We start from the raw sequence: 21,209 nt of genomic DNA on the forward strand, positions 1-21,209 counted from the left end.
CTAAATCTAATTTGTATTTTTGCAAAATGATTAAAAAAGTCATCTTTATTTTTGTTTCGATGTTGATTATTTCGTGCGCAAAAGAGGCTACTCCAAAACCTTACGGGGAATTGAGATTAGAATATCCTGCGCCAAAATATCAGAAATTTGAGCCTAATTGTCTGTATTCTTTTGAAGTTTCAGATTACGCTAAAATTTATAATGCAAAGAAACCTTGTTGGTATTATCTGAACTACCCGAAAATGAAAGCGAAGATTTTCCTGACGTATTATCCAATCAACAATGATTTTGCTCAACAAATCATGGAAACCGAAAAAATGGTTTACAAGCATACTGTGAAGGCGAGTTCAATTGATACAAAATCTTTTGAATATCCTGTGAAAAGAGTTTATGGAAATTTTTATGAGCTGAAAGGTCAGGCTGCATCCAATTTACAGTTTTATGCAACTGATAGTACAAAGCATTTCGTGACAGGATATTTATATTTCAACTCAAGACCAAAACCAGATTCTTTAGCTCCTGCAATCGATTATATCAAAAAAGATATGATGCATTTGCTGGATACTTTTGAATGGAAAAAATAAATTTTAAATTAATAAAGAATGTAATCTCAGATTGCATAAAAAAATAAACATTAAATTATGAAATCGCAAGATTACATATGACCTTTAAAAAAATATAAAATACATATGAAACTTTTAGTCGTAGGAAGCGTGGCATTTGATGCAATTGAGACGCCGTTTGGTAAAACAGATAAAATTTTAGGAGGTGCAGCAACTTATATCGGGATTACATCTTCTATTTTAGGTGTAAAATCAGGAATTGTATCTGTAGTTGGAGGAGATTTCCCACAAGAATACCTTGATAAATTCACAAACAGAGGGGTAAATATTGAAGGAATTGAAATTGTAAAAGAAGGAAAAACGTTTTTTTGGGCAGGAAAATATCATAATGACTTAAATACAAGAGATACTTTAGCAACTGAAGTGAATGTTTTGGAGAATTTTGATCCTAAAATTCCAGATTCTATGCAGGATGCAGAGATTTTATTATTAGGAAATCTTCACCCTGGAGTTCAGCTTTCTGTTCTTGAAAAAATGAATCAACGTCCAAAATTGGTAATTCTAGACACCATGAATTTCTGGATGGATTCTGCAATGGATATTTTAAAAGATATGATTGCTAAAACTGATGTAATCAGTATCAATGACGAGGAAGCAAGACAGCTTTCAGGAGAATATTCTTTGGTAAAAGCAGCTAAGAAAATTCACACAATGGGACCTGCTTATGTAATCATCAAAAAAGGTGAGCATGGTGCATTATTGTTCCATGACAATAAAATATTTGCAATTCCTGCACTTCCGTTAGAAGAAGTTTTCGATCCTACTGGTGCTGGAGACACTTTTGCGGGTGGTTTTGCTGCTTATTTAGCTAAAAAAGGGAAATTCGATTTCGAAACTATGAAATCTGCATTAATCGTAGGTTCAGCAATGGCTTCTTTCACGGTAGAAAAATTCGGAACTGAAAGAATTGAAGAAGTAAACGAAGCAGATGTTGAAAGCAGATTGAAACAATTTAAAGAATTGACAACTTTTGACGTAGAACTGCAATAAATAATCTCTTTTTAAGAAATATTTATAATAAAAAATTGAGTGCAATTCATTAAGAATTCTAAATTTGCAACTTGTTTTAAAATAGTATAATGATAAATAAACTAAAAATCACTTTCCTTCTTGGAGTCTTCACGATGTTGTTCTCAGGGAATATGAATGCTCAATTGAAGAAAGGACAGTTGATAGACGGTATTGCGGCGGTAATTGGTGATGAAATCGTTTTGGAATCTGATGTTGAAGAGCAGATGAATTACGGAAAACAGCAAGGTGCTTCAACAACTGACAGATGTGAGTTTTTGGAAAATCTGGTTAATAATAAACTTCTTGTTTACGAAGCAAAAAGAGATACGTTAATTGAAAACCGTTCTGCAGCAATTAAAGATCAGGCAAATGCAAAATACAACAATTTGCTTTCCCAGTTTCCGGATGAAAAAACAATGCTTGCTGCATATAAATTCAGAAATCAATATGAGATGAAAAATGCCATCGAAAGAATTGATACGGATCAATATTACGGGCAGGCAAAATACCAGAGAATTACAGAAAAAGCCGATGTCACGCCAAACGAAGTAACCGATTTTTTCAATATGTACAAATCTCAGTTACCTGAAATAAAAGATGAAGTTTCTCTTTCTCAAATTATGATTCATCCTAAATTAACTGAAGCTCACAAAGACGAATTAATTGGGAAATTAAAGAAAATCAAAGCTGATATTGCAGGAGGTGAAAGTTTTGAAAGTCAGGCAAGAATTTATTCTGAAGATCCGGGAACAGCTCCAAATGGTGGTTTGATGAAAAATATCTTTAAAGGACAAATGGTAAAGCCTTTCGAAGCTGCAGCATTGAATCTTCAGGAAGGTGAAATTTCAGATCCTGTTGAGTCTGAGTTTGGTTATCATATCATTCAGTTGGTTAAAAAATCGGGTAAAGCTTATGATGCGAGACATATTCTTTTAACGGCAACTCCTACAGCAGAAGAGATTACTACAGCCAAAAAGAAATTAGACAGTATCAGAGGTTTAATTTTAGCTGAAAAAATTACGTTTAAAGATGCTGCTTTTAAATATTCTGACGACAAAAGAACTAAATTCAATGCGGGCGTAATTCCTGGAGGTGATGGTTCTAATAAAATTGAAAGAGAAAGCATTCCGGGAGTTATCAGCTATGAGCTTGCTGGTTTAAATAAAAATGATATTACAACAGCTTTTGATGATGAAGACGAAAGAAAAAGAAAAGTTATTAAAATCATCAAAATCGAAGATGTAATTCCATCACACCAAATTACTCTTGAAACCGATTACGACAGAATAAAGCAGATGGCGCTGAATAAAAGAAAAGGTGAAATGATTGAGAAATTTGTTAATTCAAAACTTCCAACCACATTTATTTCTATTGACGGTCGCTATGACAACTGTAATTTTAAAGGGAACTGGAAAAAAGAATCTCTTAGAAAATAAAAAAAAACCTTCAGAATTTCTGGAGGTTTTTTTTGTGAAAATAGTTAAGAGATGTATCATAGAATCTATGTTTTTAGTATTTTTACCTTATGAGTAATTTTATAGATTTCAACTCCGCTAAAAAACTTCATCAAATGAATGAAAGCAGGAATAAAATAACAGAGCTTTTCAATATTAAGTATCCTATTATTCAAGCTGGAATGATTTGGCATTCCGGTTGGAAATTGGCTTCTGCAGTTTCAAACTGTGGTGGATTAGGATTAATTGGTTCAGCAAGTATGTATCCCGATATTTTACGTGAAAATATTCAGAAGTGTAAGAAGGCTACTGATAAACCTTTTGGTGTAAATGTGGCATTGCTCTATCCTAATTTAGATGAAATTATTCAAATTATTTTAGAGGAAGGAGTAAAGATTGTTTTTACTTCTGCCGGAAATCCTAAAAATTATACAGAAACGCTTCAGAAAGAAGGTATAAAAGTCGCTCACGTAGTTTCTTCAACCAAGTTTGCTGTAAAATGTGAAGATGCCGGAGTTGATGCGATTGTCGCTGAAGGTTTTGAAGCGGGAGGTCACAACGGAAGAGATGAAACAACAACTTTATGCCTGATTCCGAATGTTAAAAAGCATATTTCTAAACCATTAATTGCTGCAGGAGGAATTGCTTTGGGCTCTCAAATGAAAGCTGCCATGATTTTGGGTGCAGATGGAGTTCAGATTGGAAGTCGTTTTGCAGCAACCATAGAAGCAAGTGCTCATGAAAACTGGAAAAAGAAAATCACGGAGCTCAATGAAGGTGATACTCATCTTACTTTGAAAGAATTGGCGCCCGTAAGAATGGTTAAAAATAAGTTTTTCAACGAGTTGGAGGAAATCTATAACGTAGGAAGAAATACCGAAGCTTTGGTCGCTTCATTAGGCAGAGCAAGAGCAAAAAAAGGAATGTTTGAAGGCGATATGGAAAATGGCGAACTAGAAATAGGTCAGGTTTCTGCTTTGATCAATGAAGTTTTACCCGTAGAAAAAGTCTTTGAAAACCTTCTAAAAGAATTTAACCAAACAAATAATTCAACTTTATAAATAATGATTGAAGAGGTAATTGATGTAAAAGGCAAAAACTTATTTGTAAAATTTAATAACTCTTTAAAAAACAAACCAACAATCGTCTTTCTGCACGATTCTTTAGGTTCTATTCAGCTTTGGCGGGATTTTCCTGAAAAATTGGCTGAAGCGACTCAATGCAATGTTTTGTTATATGATCGTTTAGGTTACGGGAAATCATTTCCGATGACGACTCATGAAAGAGAAAACAATTATATGGAATTAGAAGCAGATGTTTTAAACGATTTGCTTTCTGAATTAAATATCAACGAAACTATTCTTTTCGGACACAGCGACGGAGGAACAATCGCTTCGATTGCCGCTGCAAAATATTCTGAAAAAATAAAAGCTGTCATTTGCGAAGCTGGACATATTTTCGTTGAAGAGATTACCATAAAAGGAGTGAAAGAGGCTTTCAATACTTACAATACAACAAACCTTCCCGAACGGTTGAAAAAATATCACGGTGATAAAGTGGATATGATTGTAAAAGCATGGACAGAAATATGGCTCAGTGAAAAATTCAGAACCTGGAATGTTGAATATCTGCTAAAAAATATTACAAGCCCACTTTTGTTTATCCAAGGTGAAAATGATGAGTACGGAAGCCTGAATCAGGTTGAAAAAACGGTCTCTCAAGTAGGTGGAGATGCCGAGAAATTTATCATTCCAAATGTAGGACATACACCACACAAAGACTCTCCGGAAATTGTTTTGAATAAGTCGATTGAATTTATCAATTCAATAATAAGTTCAATATAAAAATTCCCTCTTCTGGACGGGTGGAATAATTTTCTTAGAAAATTATGACGGGGTAGTTAAATACTTTTTCAAAATAAAAAAATAAACAAAATCAATTTAGGCTGCTCAATTTTTAATCCCCAAAACTATCAACTCCATTTCAATATTTTTCCTCGCCTGAACTTCATATTTATCTTTAAAATATCCAGTTTTAAAAATGCTTTCTAATTCCAAAAAATGCTCTAAAACTTTTTTCCTTCCTGGTTTATAAAGAAAATCAGGATAAATTGAATATTCTTTTCGTATCTGTTTTATATATTCTAAATAATCTTCATAGCCTTTTCCAAGGATTGATAAATCTGCATCCAAAAGGAAATTGGTGTCTTCATCATCAGATTTTTTGTGAGATTTTGTGGCTAAAATTTGCTCGTAAACTTTGAGAATCTCTTCGCTATTTAGATCTAAAAGTTCAAGTTTTTCCTTTGAAACTTCAGCACTTTTTTCTTCATTTGATTTTGAAGTTACATCGTAAATTACATCATGATAAAAAATAGAATAAGAAATAATATTGACGTTTTCAATCTTATCTTTTACATTCTCAATTTCTCTAAACATATTTTCTAAATGCTGAAGATTATGATAATGTCTGCTTTTCGCTGAATATTTTTTCTCAATTTCAAACCATAATTTTTCAATCAAGTTCGAATCATTTGTGGAATTAAGACAAATCTTTTCAAATTTTTCTTTCAAAATCATGATGTGAAATTTATTTAAATAAAAAAAGGAACTTAAAAAGTTCCCTTATTTGCTTCTAAATGTGCTTTCAATTCAGCCCAACCGCCGCCGTTGTAACCGTCTTTTAGGCCTTGAGAGTTTAGATATTCTAATGCTTTTCCGCTTCTGTTCCCGCTTCTGCAGAACAAAATTACAGGCTTTTCAATAGATAAAATCTCATCTTGTCTATCCTCAACTTCTCCCAGAGGAATGTTTTTAGCGCCTTCTATATTTCCGTCCATTTCAAGCTCCATTGGCTCACGAACGTCGATTAATTCATAGTTTCCTGATTGTAATACATCTGCTAATGACATAATAGTAATTTATTTTTATTTTTATTTTAAAAAAGAGTATATCCTAAGATAAATGAGAATGTTTGCAATTTAGAACTAAAATCAGCTTCTCTAGGAATCAAATCTTGGTTGCTATGTAGTCTTATTTCAGCACTGAAATTATTTATATATTGATATCCAATTCCAAATTCGAATTTTTGTTCAGTTCTTTGGGAGTATAAATCAGTATTAAATTCATAGTTGATTTCTGTTTTTCCTGAAATTGGAATTGTATAAGAGATATTAGTAAATAGTTGAGATTTGGTATTTAAAGGTAAATAATATCTTAGTCCAACAGGAAGTTGGAAACCACTATATTCAACTGTCCTTTTTTCAAAAACTGAGGGAGCATATATTCTAGGAGATTCTGTCGTTTTTTCAGTTTTGTAAGAACTAAAATTTGGTTCAGCAATTATTCTCCAACGACCATTATTGTATGGAAGAATAAATTCTAATTCTAGACCAATTCTAAAGCTGGCCTTAGAATCAAATTGATCACTCATATCTTTGCGATTGTTGCTACTTAAAGAAAATTTATTTTGATTGATTCCTGATCTTATAGCTATTTTAAACCAGTCTCTTTCAGTCTTCTTTTTAATATCATCAATGTACGAACTATCATTGCATTGATTAAATTTTATAAAAATTTTTTCTAAATCTTTGTTTTGATATTTAAGTGAATTAATCTCATTATTGGATAAATTACAATTTATATCATTCTTAATTTGATTTTTGAATTCAGTATTGTAAGCAAGAGAAGAATTATCATACTTATAAGCTTTATATATCAATTGAAGAGGATGCGAACCATCTATACTATAGAAATATCTAGTCAGGTTTTTTTCTTTATATGAATATAGACTAGCCTTACCAGATATCATTTTTTTTAAAAAAAGAGTTTCAGTATGAAATATTGGTTTTTCAGTTTCAGATAGGAAATCAAAATTTTCAGAAGACATATCAATATCAACGCTTTTTTTAACGTATATATTAGTTCCTATAGCAAATTCAATAATATTTTTAAGATTACCTTTTAGAATTTCACTAGATTCTATTGTCTTGTAATCGAATTCTTTAGGATTATTCATCCAGTCAGAGTTTTTAATATATACAGTTTGTTTTTCACCCGATTCATTTACAATATATCCAAGTTCAAATTTAGTTTGCGAAAAATAAATTCCAGAAATAGATAAAAGAATAAATGAGATTATTTTTTTCATAATTACAGTTTTTTTTAAGTTGCTAAAATATATAATTTTTCTATAATATTTAAATTAGTTTTTTACAATTCATAAGAATAATTTATTAATAAAATTAAATCTAATTTTGCAATGCGAAAATATGAATTCTACAGCCGAAAAATATTCACAATTAATCAAGTCTAAAGCTAAAAGTTTTGGGTTTCAAAATTGTGGAATTTCAAATGCAGATTTTTTGGAAGAAGATGCAAGACATCTCGAAAAATGGTTGAAAAATAATTATCATGGAGAAATGAAATACATGGAGAATCATTTCGATAAAAGACTGGATCCTAGACTTTTGGTGGAAGGTTCGAAATCGGTAATTTCGCTTTCTTACAACTATTTTCCGGAAGAAAAAATTTCAGCATTGGAGAATTTTAAAATTTCAAAATATGCCTATGCTGAAGATTATCATGAAGTTGTAAAAGAGATTCTCCGTGAAATGGTTTCTGATTTACAACTTGAAATTGGTGAGTTTAGTTTTAGAGTTTTCGTTGATTCGGCACCAATTATGGAAAGAAGTTGGGCAAAAAAATCTGGAATTGGTTGGGTTGGGAAAAATGCAAATCTGATAACCAAACAAAATGGTTCTTTCTATTTTTTAGCTGAAATTATTTGTGATCTGGAATTAATTTCAGACAGTGAAACGACGGATCACTGCGGAAGTTGCAGAAAATGTATTGATGCTTGTCCGACTGATGCTATTGTTTCGGAAAAAATTGTTGACGGCAGCAAATGTATTTCTTACGCCACGATAGAGTTGAAATCTGAAATTCCCGATTATTTTAAAAATAGAATGGAAAACTGGATCTTTGGCTGCGATATTTGTCAGGATGTTTGTCCGTGGAATCGTTTTTCTGCACCGAATTTGCAAAGTAGATTTAAACCAAATGATTTTTTAAAAAATTTCAAAAAAGGAGAGTGGAAGGAATTGACTCAGGAATTGTTCTCGGAAATATTCCGAAAATCTCCTGTGAAACGGACGAAATTTGCAGGTTTGAAAAGAAATATTGAATTTTTGAACCAGTCTTCAGACAAAAATTCTGAAATATTATAGGGTAAAATTGCATTCCGGAATTTTATTTCCGGAAAACAAGAGCGGTTAATCTGTTATCCTTAAAACTTTAAGTTTTAAAGAAACGATTGGATTTTATTCAATAAAAATTTAAAAAGTCCTTTCTATAAAAGAAAAAATGACTTTCAAAAAGATAAAATCTCTAAGAAAATCAACGTTTTTTTTGTACTCTTTTTGGAGCTATTTTTACTCTTATTTTAAATCTCTTCTGGGATTTCGTGTTTTTGTGCATATTTGTGAATGTTTGATATCTAAATTTAGTTAAAATTTAAATTAAAATAAATACTTTTAGGAAAAATTTAAAATTAATTTTTATTAAACTTCAATATTTAAACATGAGTGTGAAAATAGTCTTTATTTACTTTCTAAAAACTTTGGGAATTATCCTCGGAATTATTGTTGTATATGCTCTTTTGGGCTATTTGCTACCATTTATTGAAGTTTCGGCGAAAGAGGACGGTGAGAAAAAAGAAATTCCGATTTATATTTATACGAATGGTGTTCACACCGATATTGTGATGCCTGTAAAAAACGATTTTCACGATTGGAGCACAAAAATTCCTTTTGCCAATACAAAATCTAAAAAAAACGATTATCAATATATAGGAATCGGGTGGGGCGACAAAGGTTTTTATCTTGATACACCAACCTGGGCAGATTTGAAGTTTTCTACTGCTTTTAATGCAGCTTTTTGGTTGAGCGATTCTGCAATGCACTGTTCGTATTACAATAAAATGACTGTCGCAGATGATTGTAAAATGATGATGATCAGCAAAAGTCAGTATAAGGAATTGGTGAAATTTATAGATAAAAAATTTGATAAAGATGCTAATGGAAATTATGTTTTAATCCCAACAAAAGCAGTTTACAGTGATAATGATGCATTTTATGATGCACAGGGAAAATATAGTTTTTTAAATACCTGCAACACCTGGGCGAATGATGCCTTAAAATCTGCAGGACAAAAAGCTGCACTTTGGACTCCTTCAGACTATGGAATTTTCTTACATTATAAATAGTTTATGAAACTTTTCTCAACACTCTTTATCATGATGATTTTTCTTTCCTGTCAGAAAGAATTTCCTGTTAAAGCACAAAATGTTTTAACGCAAAATGCAATTGTAAAAGAAGAAGAAAAGCCAGTTTTAGATTTAAATAAAACAAAAGAGAAAGCAGTTGAAGCACTACAATTTAGCAAAGACAATAAATTAAATACAGATTTTTGTATTTTAATTGATATGAGTCTGCATTCTGGAGTTAACCGTTTGGTGGTCTGGAATTTCAAAGAAGAGAAAATTATGGGTAAATATTTGGTTGGTCACGGTTGCGGAAACAATTCTTGGAGTAGTAACGAGTCCAAAGATAATCCTACATTCAGTAATGAAGACGGAAGTCATCTTTCATCTTTAGGAAAATATAAATTATCTGGGAGAGGTCACAGTGATTGGGGAATTCATGTAAAATATCTCATGCATGGAATGGAAAAATCAAACAATAATGCGTTGAAAAGATTCATTGTTTTTCATTCCTGGAATTTGATGAGTGATGAGGAAGTTTTCCCTAAAGGTTCTCCGGAAGGATGGGGTTGTCCTACAATTTCCAACAATGCTATGAGAACAATAGATCCCATGATTCAAAATTCTCAAAAACCTGTTTTGATGTGGATTTATCAATAAAATTAATCAGGTACTCATACTTTTTATATACAGTTTTCGCCATTTAGCTACCGTATTTCTACTTAGATTAAAATGATTTGCCAACTGAATATTATTTAGTTTTTCCTTGTCTTGATATGCTAAAATCTGCAAAATTGTCTCGCGGTCGTAAGATTTGTGTTGTTGATTAAAATTGAGCGTATCTTTATCTGTGAGACCGAATATTTTGTCATTTAAATCTATTACATCCATGATGGTAAGATTTTCTTTTTGGAAATAATAGTTAAATTCAGCCAAACGTTCAGGGCATTTTTTTATTATAATATCCTCGAAGATTTTCTTATAGTTAGGTCTTAGTTCTTGCACAGTGATTTTTATTTTTTTATTGAATATTGATTTATTAAAATTAATCTTCTGATCCGTTTTGCTCAGAGTTGTATTTTGAGAACCATTTATAAAGAGTGGTTTTTGGGATATGATAAGTATCTATAATATCTTGTCTAGTTTTCTCACCTGATTTCACCAATTCTAATATAAATTCAATGATTTCTTTGGTATAAATATTTTTTCGAAACTCGGGAAGTGTTGTGGATATGTCTTTAGTTTTAGGTGAGTTTTTTTCTTTGTGTGAAGATGTATAAAGCAACAAATGCTGAGAATATATTCTGAAAAAATCATATTCTAAAAGTTTGCTCCATTTTAAAAGAATTTCCGTTTCTATACTTCTTGAAGCATACATTTGTTTGATTTCTTCATCTGTGCATTTCAAAAATTTGCAGATTCTTGTTCCGTCAGTATTCGTTTCTTTTACTCTTTTTTCTACCATCTTACCGATGTGTATATTTTTAAAGTCCATGAATGGTTAAATTTCATTGTTATAATTGGTTGTTTTGTAATATTTTGTGAATCATTTCAGATGTTTTTTATATCCCTACCAATACACGTAAAAGTGAAATGATTACTTTAAAAAAGGGTAAAACAACATTATCTACGATGAAAGATTTGTCTTTGGTTTTTCTTTTTTGAGCAAAATATTTATGACTATAATCATATACTGTGCCTACAAAATTTAAATTATGTTAAATATTTCTCAAATTATTTTTTTTTGTTTTGTTGAAACCTATTACGCCATGCCGAAGTATAATTTGCTTTGACAAGACGGGTTTTAATATTTATCTTCTGGTTTAATAAACTTAGGATCTGTATCATTAATTTGGAAATCATTCCATCAATAATGTTTATTTTACCAATATGTATTTTTATAATTATTTTAATATCATTCAAAAATTAGCAACTCCCGAATAAATTGTGTTATCAATCAATCATTAAAGCTATCATTTTTCTTACAAATATTACGTTTTTCTTACAAAAGAGTGAAAGAATTCTTTAAAATTTACTTTTTAAGTTAATTTTATAGTTGAATTTCAAAACCATTTTATTCCATAGTGTCAGTGTTTGTTCTGCCAAAATACCATCTTCTTTTTCGCCGATAATTAATTTGTCTTTAAAAGACTTAATGAATTGCGACCAGTAATCACCTTTAGAATCTTTTAGAAGAAAATAAAATCCGGCATCCCCAAATTTCTTTCCTGATGAATCTAATATCAACTCACCGTTTTTACCAATAGACGGTGACATGATAACGGTTGCATTTCCGTTGGGTAACGGGAAAACGGCTTTTACACAGGTGTGTCCCGATGGTAAAGTACATACTCCATAAATTCCTGAATAGACAACCTGTCCGCTTGATTTTATAGATCTGTACCAAATGGTATATTTTATTTTTTTAGAATCGGGATCAATGAGGGTGATGATTTCGCTTTCCAAAGATTCTGTGTCTTTGATGTTCTCGGTAGGAATATTAAGTTGATTAATTCTTACACTGAATAATTTCGTTATTAATACACCGAAAATTTTGAAAAACGGATTCCATTTTACAGAAAAATCCAAATGATAATCAGCAGTATTTTCATAAAATGAGATAACTTGCTTCGAGAGCTTAGAAAATTCAGCTTCTGATAGATTAAGCAGTTTCATGGAAGGAATTAAGCCTTGCGAAGCCGTATGATAATCAATGATAAGATTTTCACTTTCAGCAAACTTTTCAATGAAATCTTTCCCGATGGAATCTAGCAATCCAAAAGGTCCGGTCAGCCATGGGAATTCATCGGGATTAATTCTTCTTCCCCGTAAAATAACCCATTGCTGAGTCAACCAATCCTGAATTTTCTGCATTGGATATGCAAATCTCATGGAGCGACTTTGGGATTGATGGTGAAATTCTTTTCTCCGTTCCAATTTCCAGATTCAGAAATTGGTTTGAAACGCAGCGTAGTAAATTCAAAATGAAAATCTTTCCTGTCTCTTTCTTTCATTGCTTCGGCATGTTTTTTTGAGTTGGGTACAGCACTGTGACCACGAACCATATCAGTCATTTCTTTCTGATTTTTCCATACAGAAAAGGTAGAAACTGTCTGAGGAAGTCTGATGGAAGCTAAAGATAATGTTGTTCCGGGATGATCTCGCACCAGTTTTTCTACAGGTCTTCCCCAACGGATGAATCTCGGAACTTCGGGAAGCTTCATTCGGGCAATGGTAACCGCTACAACAGGAGACTCCGGTGGATCTATTTCTAAAGTTTCCTCAGGAATTACAAATCCGGATATTTTTCCCCATTGTCTCAAGTAGTTTAATCTCACATGCCAACCTTTTGCTAAGATTTTACCGAAACTGTTTTTATCTAAAAACCGGTCGATTACCGCCTCGTTTTCCCATTGTGCAAATACTGCAATCTGCCGAATCAGCATTCGGGAAGGTGAGAAGACAGATGAACCCAGCGTCATCACAGTCATGCATTCTGCATGAACTAAACCCTTAATTTTTTTCGGATTAAGTGGGAATAAAATCGCTTTTAAAGCTGAAAAATAAGATGTTTTTACCAAGTGGTAAGTGAATACACTCATGTCTCGAAAGTTGACAGTTAATCATTTTTATCGGACAATAATTTACAAATAAATTTATAATTAGGAGAATAAAGTTGTTCAAATCAATCAAAAAATAGAATCTAATATTGATTTTTAATGGTTCTTACTATTTAATTCCATAGTTATTTAAAAATTTAAAAAGACTCCTTGAAAAGTATTCAACGTTAGTTGGGTTAATAATAATAAAAAAAACCCTGAAATTATTAATCTCAGAGGCTTCGTAATATCAATGGTTATTAGTTTTTATTTATGCTTTCTTATTTTCTTTAAAATATCCATGAGCCATTCTGCAAGTTTTTTATTATCGTAGATTTCATGCATTAAAGAAATTGGCTTGGTATAAAGCGTGTCTGATTCTATGATTTTCTTCCAATTTAATTTATCAGGATCTGCATCCGGAACGTTTAAATCTTTCATGATTTTTAGAGTTTCGTGTGCAATCAAACCATGTGCAATTGCAGTTGGATGAACGCCGTCTAAAGAGAAAATTCCGCCTTGTTTCAGGTTTCCATCTGTATCGGCGTGATAATATTTTGTGTTGGGAAGAGGATATTGGAAATCAAAATATGCAGGAAATTTATAGGTCGGAGTTCCGCCATTTCTCTTAAATGCCATGCTGTCGAGTATTTTGCTGTAATCTATAATGGTATATCTTCCGGGATTTATTTTATTTCTTTCGTCAGCCAATCGTTTAATCGTTTTATTGTATTCACGGATGCATCTGTCGATATGAGTTACCTGATTATATCCCAAATTAATTCCTGTTTTAACAGCAAAATCTTCCTCAAATGGGAAATAGGTATAGTATTTTGAATAAATTACATCATCAAATTTGTCTTTCTCAGTTTCATTTTCAATTTTTACGGTAAAAGTTTCGCCAACACCTTTTGCTAATGGAGCTATCGTCACCAAGGGAACCGTTCCTAAAAATACTTTAGTGTTTTTACCCTCTAAAATTTTATCTACTCTGTCTAATAATTCAATATAATCTGCTTCAAAATCCTTTGGATGCCAAAGGTTATAAGCTATTTCTTTTCCCTTTCCATTACTATCTTTAATAAAAGTATCACTCGGTCTATCGGTAACCTTACCATTTCCTTCTGTAAAATGTATGTTTAAATCTACAATAGTTCCCAAAGCGTTATTAGAACCCAACCAAATGATAACGTTTTCCACTCCTTCTTTATCAGAATGGTATTTAAGCCAATCCAACTGACTTTTTTCATCATGTTCTTTTGAAAGTTGAGGATTTAAAACGCGCAATGCTGTTCTCAAAAAGCTATTATCCACACTAGAAAAAACACCATTTCCGGAGCTGTTTTCTTTTATTTGTTTTTTACAGTATTTGGCATTAATAAGCCATGCATCAGAAACGTTAAATCCTCTCACAGAAACATTATCAAAGTGAGATGTTTTACCGGGATAAGGTTTGTCTGCTGCACCATTACCTCTTTCGTAGTATTTTTCGACAGTGTCTAAATAAGATGGGATGGTTGTTGCTAAAGCTAATGTCCATTCTAATGTGCTTATACTTGAACCGTACTTTTCTTCTAAATTTCTAAACAGTTTCTCAACATTTACAGGCATTCCTTCTTCAGGCCATGTCGGATATTGATAATTTTTAATTCCTAATTGCTGAGCAATAAGAGTAGAGTAGCAGAGCTCCGTTTTTGCTGCAGCACCAGACATAAATCCCTGACTAATGCTGTCTCCGATTGTAAATAGTTTCATGGTTTGGGTTTTAAGATTTTATAGTTTAAAATTAATAAATAAAGCCTCTTTAAAACAATAGCACTTTTGTGTGATTTTTTATAAATAAATGAAAAAACCGCTGAAATAATCAGAGGTTTTGTACCGGTAACCGAAGTGATCATCATTAAACAGCTTCCTACTACAACAAAAGTAGAGAGTATTTAAACACGTTTAATTACCAGTTTACTAATATAAATTTTTCCTGCCACGGCAATTTAATCATACTAATTCCCCAACCAAGTTTATCAAGCAAAATATCTTGTGTTTTTCGTTCTACTGTTAAAGTGTAATCATGGTCGGAGGCAACTAATTTGCCTGAACGTTGGAAAAACTCGTTTTGTAATAATGCTACAGATGATTTTTTCATTGGATTCCAGTTGTGCTGAACACTTTCTATAACATTTTTGGCTTGTGTTTTATGTTTCCGCGAAAGTTTAATGTGTCTGTTAATAGTTTGATTTATCGGAATATTACATAAGAATTTTTCAAAAGTCATATCATATTCTGGAGCATTTGTTTTCCCGGTAGCGATGTAATGTAGTAAATGAGCACATGACTCAGGATCAATAAGTTGATGGGTTTTTGGGTGTAGGAGATCGCAATATTCAAAAAGAGTTTTGATGAATGGATGTATCAAAATAAGCCCTGCATTTTGAATATATTGCCCATCGTCTTGATTTGAATTTTCATCTTTATGGCTTAAAATATTTGAATTTTCATCCTTTTTATCAATTGTTTCCGTTGAAGTTTTTGCATTTTCAGGATTATCAATGACTGTATTTTTGATAATTTCTGGAATTTTTTCTTCTTTAATTAATGGAAATATCTTAGCCACAATTCTCAGTTTCTGATAGCTGGCTTTTACTTTTGACAAATCATTTGAAAATGATTTTACTTTAATTATTTGTTGTGAAAAATATTCTTTAAGATCAGTATTTGAAGAGTTTAAATGCTGTGATACTACATTCAACACTAAACGCCAAACAATTTGTCTTTCTGGATGATTCAGTTTTGAGATGTGTTGTATTATATCGGTTTCTAAATTGATTTTTAATTCACTGTTTTTTAAAAGAGATAAACATAATTGTGCAATTTGTTCATTGGAAAGTTGATTGATGATACGTTCCCGAACATTTTCTTTTGGTAAAATAGATTTAATCCTTTTTTGAAAATTATTATTCAAAGTCAAGGTATTAAATACCGATGACTCCAAAAAAGCAATCCCATTTGTATCCGAATTCCACCAAGGCATATATCCCTTTTCTAAAAAATGGATAAAAGTTTGAATTGTTTTTTCCTGATGGTGAATGAGATATACTTTAGAGTCCCTTTCTGTTTCATAATCTGACTTATCAATTGGCTTAGTAATTTCAGACAGTTCTTCCTTAAAAAGTTGTGCGATTTTGTCTTTTAGTTCTGTATTTAATGAGCTGCTTTTTACATCCAGATTCAGTTCCAATCTGGGAATCTGTAGAGAATAGTCATCTAATTGGTATTCTAAAGCATTAAGGTATTTTTCTATTTCCGGAAAAACGTCAATAGATAAAAAGCTGTTAATATCATCTTTTATGCTAAATGCTTTTTCTTTGTTGTTCACTGTAATTTCAACAACAACTTTCTGAATTGTATACTCCTGATTCACATCAAATGGGTTTATTTATAAAAACTATTATTTCTGATCAAATTCTCCTCCCCAAAATCCTGCAGGACAAAGACTTAATTTTGATCTCTGTTTTGCACTCAATCTGCATCCACAACCTCTGATAAAGCTATCTTTAGGAGAATTTGCCACTTCTAATGTTTGGGGATTCATCCATTTCATTGCATTGCAATTATTACCATTTTTCAAAGGACATTGATTGCAGATTTCTACTCTTACGGAGAAAATATATTCATCGTTCTGATTTTCCACTCCCAATTTTGAACGTAATTCATTGAAATGTCCACCAATAATTTCATTGCGCTTCCCAAAAATTTTTTTAATATTCATATGATTAAAGTTTTAAAATGATGGGGTCAAAATTAGAAGAAGAAAATCCATTTTGCTAATTATAAGGCTGTTCTGTTCGGTCTTTGCAGTAAAAGAGAAAATCATTTACTGATGATTCAGATTACAAATTTTTAGAATTTTCATCAGAAAACCAGTTGCTTATACAAACGTCTTGTTTAAGACCAAATATCTCAGAGAACAAATTATTGAATTCATTCATTTTCAATAGGAATTGATTCGCACAATCATTCAGATCCACTAAAAAAATCCGTTGAATAGTACCTGTCTTCATCTGTAAATAATAATTTTTTAGTGACAAGATTTACTACGAAAGGCTTGTTTAATTTTCACTTTAATGAGAATAAATTATTTTTTGTTTAAAGTTTAATCTGAAGTGTTTTTTATAACGATTTGATTTTTAGTATTTTGTTTAGTTGTTCGTGTGTTTTTATCAATGATTGGTGAAAATAGTGTTTGCTGCAAAGACAGACTTGCCCACTCAAAATATTTGTCTTTTGATTAATCATGATTGTATGTTTGCACCATAATAAAGAACAGAAATTATGATTGATAATGTACTAAATATTTTAAAAAATAAGCTGAATGATTCAGAAAATGGTTTAAAAGATCAGGATGGCGAAATTGCTGTAGTCGATGATATCGCAAAACATGAAGATGACACTTCAGGTCTTGATAATAAGGTTGTGATTACCTTACTGAGTGTTGAGGAAGAATCTACAATGAAAAACACGCCAAGATATCATCAGGTAAAAGTAGGTGATATCCCGGTTCGCTATGACCTGGAAAGTGCCCCTGCTTATTTGAATCTGTATGTAATGATTTCTGCTAACAGAGCCCGGTATTCAAATGCTTTAATAAATATTTCTAAGGTTATTGAGATATTTCAAGTAAATAATGTACTGGAATATGGTTCTACACCAGAAACCAGCTTTAAGTTCAGGATCGAGTTGCACCCTATTCCTTTTGAGCAATTAAGCTACGTTTGGGGATTATTGGGCGGAAAGGTAATGCCTTCTGCACTGTACAAAATCAGTGTAATAAAAATTGCGCCTGAAAAAGATCCTGTTAAGATCGGATTAATCGATGAGGTACATATTAAGAGCATTAAAGTCGATTAACTATAAAACAAAATAAAAACTAATAACCATTTTTTCAAATTTTCAAATCATGCCAAATCCAAAAACGCCAGGCGTTTCAGTTGAAGAAATCACCAGACTTCCCTATTCAGTTGAGCTAGTAGAAACAGCTACACCAGTATTTATCGGATATACAGAATTACAGCCTGATGATTATGATAATCCACTGAGAATAAGCTCTCTTTTAGAATATGAAAAGCATTTCGGCAAAGCAAAAAGAGAAATCATTCAATTACAGGATACAAAAGATAAAGGAGTCAAACTGATTGCGCCAGAAGCAAAGTTTTTAATGTACTATTCACTGCAGTTATATTTTGCCAATGGTGGAGGTGCGTGTTATATTGTTTCTGTAGGTAGTTATACTTCGGCAGGAGTACAATTAGCTTCGCATGAAGCGGGACTCAATATGATTGAAGGAATCGATGAGCCCATTCTTATTGTTTTTCCTGATGCTGTATCGTTAACAGAGCCTGACTTTTACAATATCTATAATCAGACAATAGAAAAGCTGGAAACGAAAAATTGGTTTGCCATTTTAGATACCTACCATGGAAATTCTACAACGATATCAAATAATTTTAATACAATCGGCAATTTTAGAGCTGACGTACATTCGACAAGCAGGGCTGCAGCTTATTTTCCACACCTTAAAACTATTTTAAATTATAGCTTTGATGAAGATGAAGCACCTATCATTCATAAAGGTTTACAACAAGAAGGAGAAAGTAATGCTACTTTTTATGCTCATAAGATTGATGCTTTAGAAGGACTAAAAATTTTAGCAAGTGAAGAAATCTTAAGCGAATCTGCAGATGCATCTGTTCTTGCTGATTTACTAGATCAAGCTATTGCCATTGCAGAAGAAATCAATGAAACCGCTGATGATACAGCAGGACAAACCATAGATGCAAAAGCAAATTTAGTATTTGCAATCAATGAGGCAAAATTTGTTTTGAATGCTATACATAATGGGACAATAGATGGCTTTGCGATACCTGAGAATTTAGATAAAGATGCACCTGTTTTTAAGGGAGAGTTTGATGCTCTAAAAAATGCAATTCTTAATGTACAGGACTTGGTGGGAAGTGCAAATGGTTTAACATTTAAAAGCTTACAATTATCTGATTCTTTACTATACAATAAAATCAAAGAAGCTATAAAATCTTTAAAAGTTGTTTTGCCACCATCATCAGCGATAGCAGGCGTATATGGCAGAATAGACAGTACGAGAGGAGTGTGGAAAGCTCCTGCAAATGTGAGCCTTAATGATGTCGTTGCTACTACGGAAAAAGTTTCAGATGAAGAGCAATCAGAGCTAAATATACATAGCTCAGGAAAATCGATCAATGCTATTCGAACTTTTACAGGGAAAGGAATATTGGTTTGGGGAGCCAGAACGATTGATGGGAAAGATAAAAAAGAAGATCTCACAGATAATGAATGGAAATATGTGCATGTACGCCGTTACTGTAATATGATTGAACAATCAATCAGCATCGCACTCAAAACATTTATTGATGAACCTGCTATTCCTTCCACCTATTTACGTGCAAAAACAATGTTGGAAAATTTTCTAAATCAACAGTGGATGGAAGGTGCATTGGCAGGAAATACTCCGAAAGAAGCCTACAAAGTAGAAGTTGACGGAAGTACGGATGTAAATAATCATCATATTTTAAATGCAAAAATCGAAATAGCATTAGTACGACCTGCAGAATTTATCAAATTAAATTTCTCACACAAATTGCAACAATCATAAAATACAATCAGTCACAAATGAATATTTGAGGTTTTTACTTCGAAGAATAATTAATATTAATTTAAAATTTTAAAAAAAATGAATTACAAAACCCCTGGAGTCTATGTGGAGGAACTGGCAAAATTTCCGCCTTCCGTAGCGCAAGTTGAAACAGCTATTCCTGCTTTTATAGGGTATACCGGAGAAGGAGAGCAAATGAAACCAACAAGAATCTCTTCGATGTTGGAATATGAAACGCTTTTTGGAAATGCACATCCTGAAGTTTTTGCTGTAGCTTTTAAAGATGGCGTGGCAAAAGCAACACAACCTAAAGTAAGCGATTTTAAGATGTACTATGCCATGCAGATGTATTTTGCAAATGGTGGAGGTCCTTGTTATATTGTTTCTGTAAACACATTTCAAGATGAAAATGATGTGGAAAACTCAGTGAAAGTTGAAGAATTACAAGCTGGTCTGGAATTACTAAAGAAAGAAGACGAGCCTACACTGATCGTTTTCCCGGATCTTCAAGGTTTAGTGGCTACTGATGATGATGTCGATGCAGCAGAACTCGCTAAAATTGCTGCTCAGCAAGTATTTACTGCAGCACAAGTCGCTGTTGTCGACGCTCAGGAAGCATTGGATGAAGCGGAGGAAACTGGTACACCTGAAGAATTGGCACAAGCTCAACAAGCTTTGGCAGACGCACAGGCTGATGCGGCTACAGCTGGTGAAATTGCCACAGCAGCATCTGGCTATTACGACATTGTTTTTGATGCTAATGATGATGATTCTGTTGCCACTGTTTATCAGCTTTACAACAAAGCTTTGGATCAGGCAGAATTAATGAAAGACAGATTTGTTATTATGGATGTTCTTGGAACTGACGCTGTTTTTAGAGATAAAGTCGCTGCTACCGGTTTAAAATATGGAGCTGCTTATCATCCAAAATTAAAAACTATTCTGAACTATGATTTTGACGAGGCTGGAGTATTTGTTACGGGTGTTTCAGGTGTGACAAATCTGAAAGAATTAAAGTTACAAAACTCTGAATTGTACAACCAGGCTAAAAAAGCAATGGAGTCTAAAAAAGTTTTATTGGCTCCGTCATCAACAATGGCGGGAGTTTATGCTAAAGTAGACAGTACTTCCGGAGTATTCAAATCACCTGCTAATTTGGGTTTGAATTTCGTAGAAGCACCAATCGAAAAAATTTCTGATAGACAGCAGGATGCACTTAACGTTGATCCAACATCTGGGAAATCTATCAACGCAATCAGAACATTTACCGGAAAAGGAACAAGGGTTTGGGGAGCAAGAACACTGGACGGAAACAGCAACGAATGGAGATATATTTCGGTACGTCGTTTCTTCAACATGGTGGAAGAATCTGTGAAAAAATCTACAGAACGTTTCGTTTTCGAACCGAATACTGCCAATACATGGATCCGTGTGCAAACAATGATCGAGAATTTCCTAAACCAACAATGGCAGGACGGCGCATTGGCCGGAAGTAAGCCTGAAGAGGCATATTATGTAAGCGTTGGTTTAAATAAAACAATGTCTGCTCAGGATATTCTGGAAGGAAGAATGAATATCG

Annotated in this window: 21 protein-coding genes; 11 read left to right on the forward strand and 10 right to left on the reverse strand. The window is 32.5% G+C overall.

The window, feature by feature from the left end:
* The first annotated feature begins 26 nt into the window (after nucleotides 1–26).
* The 5 genes from gldD (at nucleotide 27) to OEA66_RS11680 (ending at nucleotide 4,932) form a co-directional block, all read left to right on the forward strand.
* On the forward strand, nucleotides 27–584 hold the full coding sequence (gene gldD / locus OEA66_RS11660) for a gliding motility lipoprotein GldD (protein WP_267281526.1): 558 nt from the start codon (nucleotides 27–29) through the stop codon (nucleotides 582–584).
* A 105-nt stretch (nucleotides 585–689) separates the two neighbouring features.
* Nucleotides 690–1,613, forward strand: coding sequence for a PfkB family carbohydrate kinase (locus OEA66_RS11665; RefSeq protein ID WP_267281527.1), 924 nt, complete (start codon nucleotides 690–692; stop codon nucleotides 1,611–1,613).
* 89 nt (nucleotides 1,614–1,702) lie between these two features.
* Nucleotides 1,703–3,070, forward strand: coding sequence for a peptidylprolyl isomerase (locus OEA66_RS11670; RefSeq protein WP_267281528.1), 1,368 nt, complete (start codon nucleotides 1,703–1,705; stop codon nucleotides 3,068–3,070).
* 134 nt (nucleotides 3,071–3,204) lie between these two features.
* Nucleotides 3,205–4,149, forward strand: coding sequence for an NAD(P)H-dependent flavin oxidoreductase (locus OEA66_RS11675; RefSeq protein ID WP_267281529.1), 945 nt, complete (start codon nucleotides 3,205–3,207; stop codon nucleotides 4,147–4,149).
* A 3-nt stretch (nucleotides 4,150–4,152) separates the two neighbouring features.
* A complete protein-coding gene (locus OEA66_RS11680; protein ID WP_267281530.1) occupies nucleotides 4,153–4,932 on the forward strand; it encodes an alpha/beta fold hydrolase in 780 nt (259 codons plus the stop codon).
* Nucleotides 4,933–5,037: 105 nt separating this feature from the next.
* On the opposite strand, the gene OEA66_RS11685 is transcribed toward OEA66_RS11680, so the two are convergent.
* The 3 genes from OEA66_RS11685 to OEA66_RS11695 are packed head-to-tail and all read right to left on the reverse strand — an operon-like array spanning nucleotide 5,038 to nucleotide 7,237.
* Nucleotides 5,038–5,667, reverse strand: coding sequence for an HD domain-containing protein (locus OEA66_RS11685; protein ID WP_267281531.1), 630 nt, complete (start codon nucleotides 5,665–5,667; stop codon nucleotides 5,038–5,040).
* A gap of 32 nt (nucleotides 5,668–5,699) precedes the next feature.
* Nucleotides 5,700–5,999, reverse strand: coding sequence for a rhodanese-like domain-containing protein (locus OEA66_RS11690; protein ID WP_267281532.1), 300 nt, complete (start codon nucleotides 5,997–5,999; stop codon nucleotides 5,700–5,702).
* Between the two features lie 26 nt (nucleotides 6,000–6,025).
* Nucleotides 6,026–7,237, reverse strand: coding sequence for an outer membrane beta-barrel protein (locus OEA66_RS11695; protein ID WP_267281533.1), 1,212 nt, complete (start codon nucleotides 7,235–7,237; stop codon nucleotides 6,026–6,028).
* A 121-nt stretch (nucleotides 7,238–7,358) separates the two neighbouring features.
* Here OEA66_RS11695 and queG point away from each other — a divergent pair, with 121 nt between their 5' ends.
* The 3 genes from queG to OEA66_RS11710 all read left to right on the forward strand — a co-directional run bounded on the left by queG (nucleotide 7,359) and on the right by OEA66_RS11710 (nucleotide 10,009).
* Nucleotides 7,359–8,315: a tRNA epoxyqueuosine(34) reductase QueG gene (queG, locus tag OEA66_RS11700; protein ID WP_267281534.1), complete on the forward strand. Its 957-nt coding sequence runs from the start codon at nucleotides 7,359–7,361 to the stop codon at nucleotides 8,313–8,315.
* Between the two features lie 353 nt (nucleotides 8,316–8,668).
* Nucleotides 8,669–9,352: a TIGR02117 family protein gene (locus OEA66_RS11705; protein WP_267281535.1), complete on the forward strand. Its 684-nt coding sequence runs from the start codon at nucleotides 8,669–8,671 to the stop codon at nucleotides 9,350–9,352.
* 3 nt (nucleotides 9,353–9,355) lie between these two features.
* Nucleotides 9,356–10,009: a murein L,D-transpeptidase catalytic domain-containing protein gene (locus tag OEA66_RS11710; RefSeq protein ID WP_267281536.1), complete on the forward strand. Its 654-nt coding sequence runs from the start codon at nucleotides 9,356–9,358 to the stop codon at nucleotides 10,007–10,009.
* A gap of 6 nt (nucleotides 10,010–10,015) precedes the next feature.
* Here the strand turns inward: OEA66_RS11710 and OEA66_RS11715 are convergent, their stop codons facing one another.
* The 7 genes from OEA66_RS11715 to OEA66_RS11745 form a co-directional block, all read right to left on the reverse strand.
* Nucleotides 10,016–10,354: a helix-turn-helix domain-containing protein gene (locus OEA66_RS11715; RefSeq protein ID WP_267281537.1), complete on the reverse strand. Its 339-nt coding sequence runs from the start codon at nucleotides 10,352–10,354 to the stop codon at nucleotides 10,016–10,018.
* Nucleotides 10,355–10,394: 40 nt separating this feature from the next.
* Entirely contained in the window at nucleotides 10,395–10,844 is a 450-nt protein-coding gene (locus OEA66_RS11720) for a transposase (RefSeq protein ID WP_267281538.1), read from the reverse strand.
* A 530-nt stretch (nucleotides 10,845–11,374) separates the two neighbouring features.
* A complete protein-coding gene (locus tag OEA66_RS11725; RefSeq protein ID WP_267281539.1) occupies nucleotides 11,375–12,241 on the reverse strand; it encodes a hypothetical protein in 867 nt (288 codons plus the stop codon).
* Nucleotides 12,238–12,951, reverse strand: coding sequence for a hypothetical protein (locus OEA66_RS11730; protein ID WP_267281540.1), 714 nt, complete (start codon nucleotides 12,949–12,951; stop codon nucleotides 12,238–12,240). Before OEA66_RS11730 ends, OEA66_RS11725 begins: the two co-directional genes overlap by 4 nt.
* A gap of 264 nt (nucleotides 12,952–13,215) precedes the next feature.
* Entirely contained in the window at nucleotides 13,216–14,703 is a 1,488-nt protein-coding gene (locus OEA66_RS11735) for a hypothetical protein (protein ID WP_267281541.1), read from the reverse strand.
* Between the two features lie 196 nt (nucleotides 14,704–14,899).
* Complete coding sequence (locus OEA66_RS11740) at nucleotides 14,900–16,366, reverse strand: contractile injection system tape measure protein (RefSeq protein ID WP_267281542.1); 1,467 nt, start codon at nucleotides 16,364–16,366, stop codon at nucleotides 14,900–14,902.
* Nucleotides 16,367–16,393: 27 nt separating this feature from the next.
* The gene (locus OEA66_RS11745) at nucleotides 16,394–16,714 is read right to left on the reverse strand and encodes a hypothetical protein (RefSeq protein ID WP_267281543.1); all 321 of its coding nucleotides are present in this window, start codon (nucleotides 16,712–16,714) and stop codon (nucleotides 16,394–16,396) included.
* 563 nt (nucleotides 16,715–17,277) lie between these two features.
* On the opposite strand from OEA66_RS11745, the gene OEA66_RS11750 reads away from it, so the two are divergent.
* From OEA66_RS11750 to OEA66_RS11760, 3 genes are all read left to right on the forward strand, one after another.
* Nucleotides 17,278–17,853 (forward strand): contractile injection system cap protein, encoded by a 576-nt coding sequence (locus OEA66_RS11750; RefSeq protein WP_267281544.1) that lies wholly within the window; start codon nucleotides 17,278–17,280, stop codon nucleotides 17,851–17,853.
* 49 nt (nucleotides 17,854–17,902) lie between these two features.
* The gene (locus OEA66_RS11755; RefSeq protein WP_267281545.1) at nucleotides 17,903–19,630 is read left to right on the forward strand and encodes a phage tail sheath family protein; all 1,728 of its coding nucleotides are present in this window, start codon (nucleotides 17,903–17,905) and stop codon (nucleotides 19,628–19,630) included.
* 78 nt (nucleotides 19,631–19,708) lie between these two features.
* The coding region (locus OEA66_RS11760; protein WP_267281546.1) for a phage tail sheath family protein at nucleotides 19,709–21,209 on the forward strand (1,501 nt) is incomplete at its 3' end.

This window comes from Chryseobacterium luquanense (assembly GCF_026460945.1).
In the GTDB taxonomy this organism is placed as follows: Bacteria; Bacteroidota; Bacteroidia; order Flavobacteriales; family Weeksellaceae; genus Chryseobacterium; species Chryseobacterium luquanense.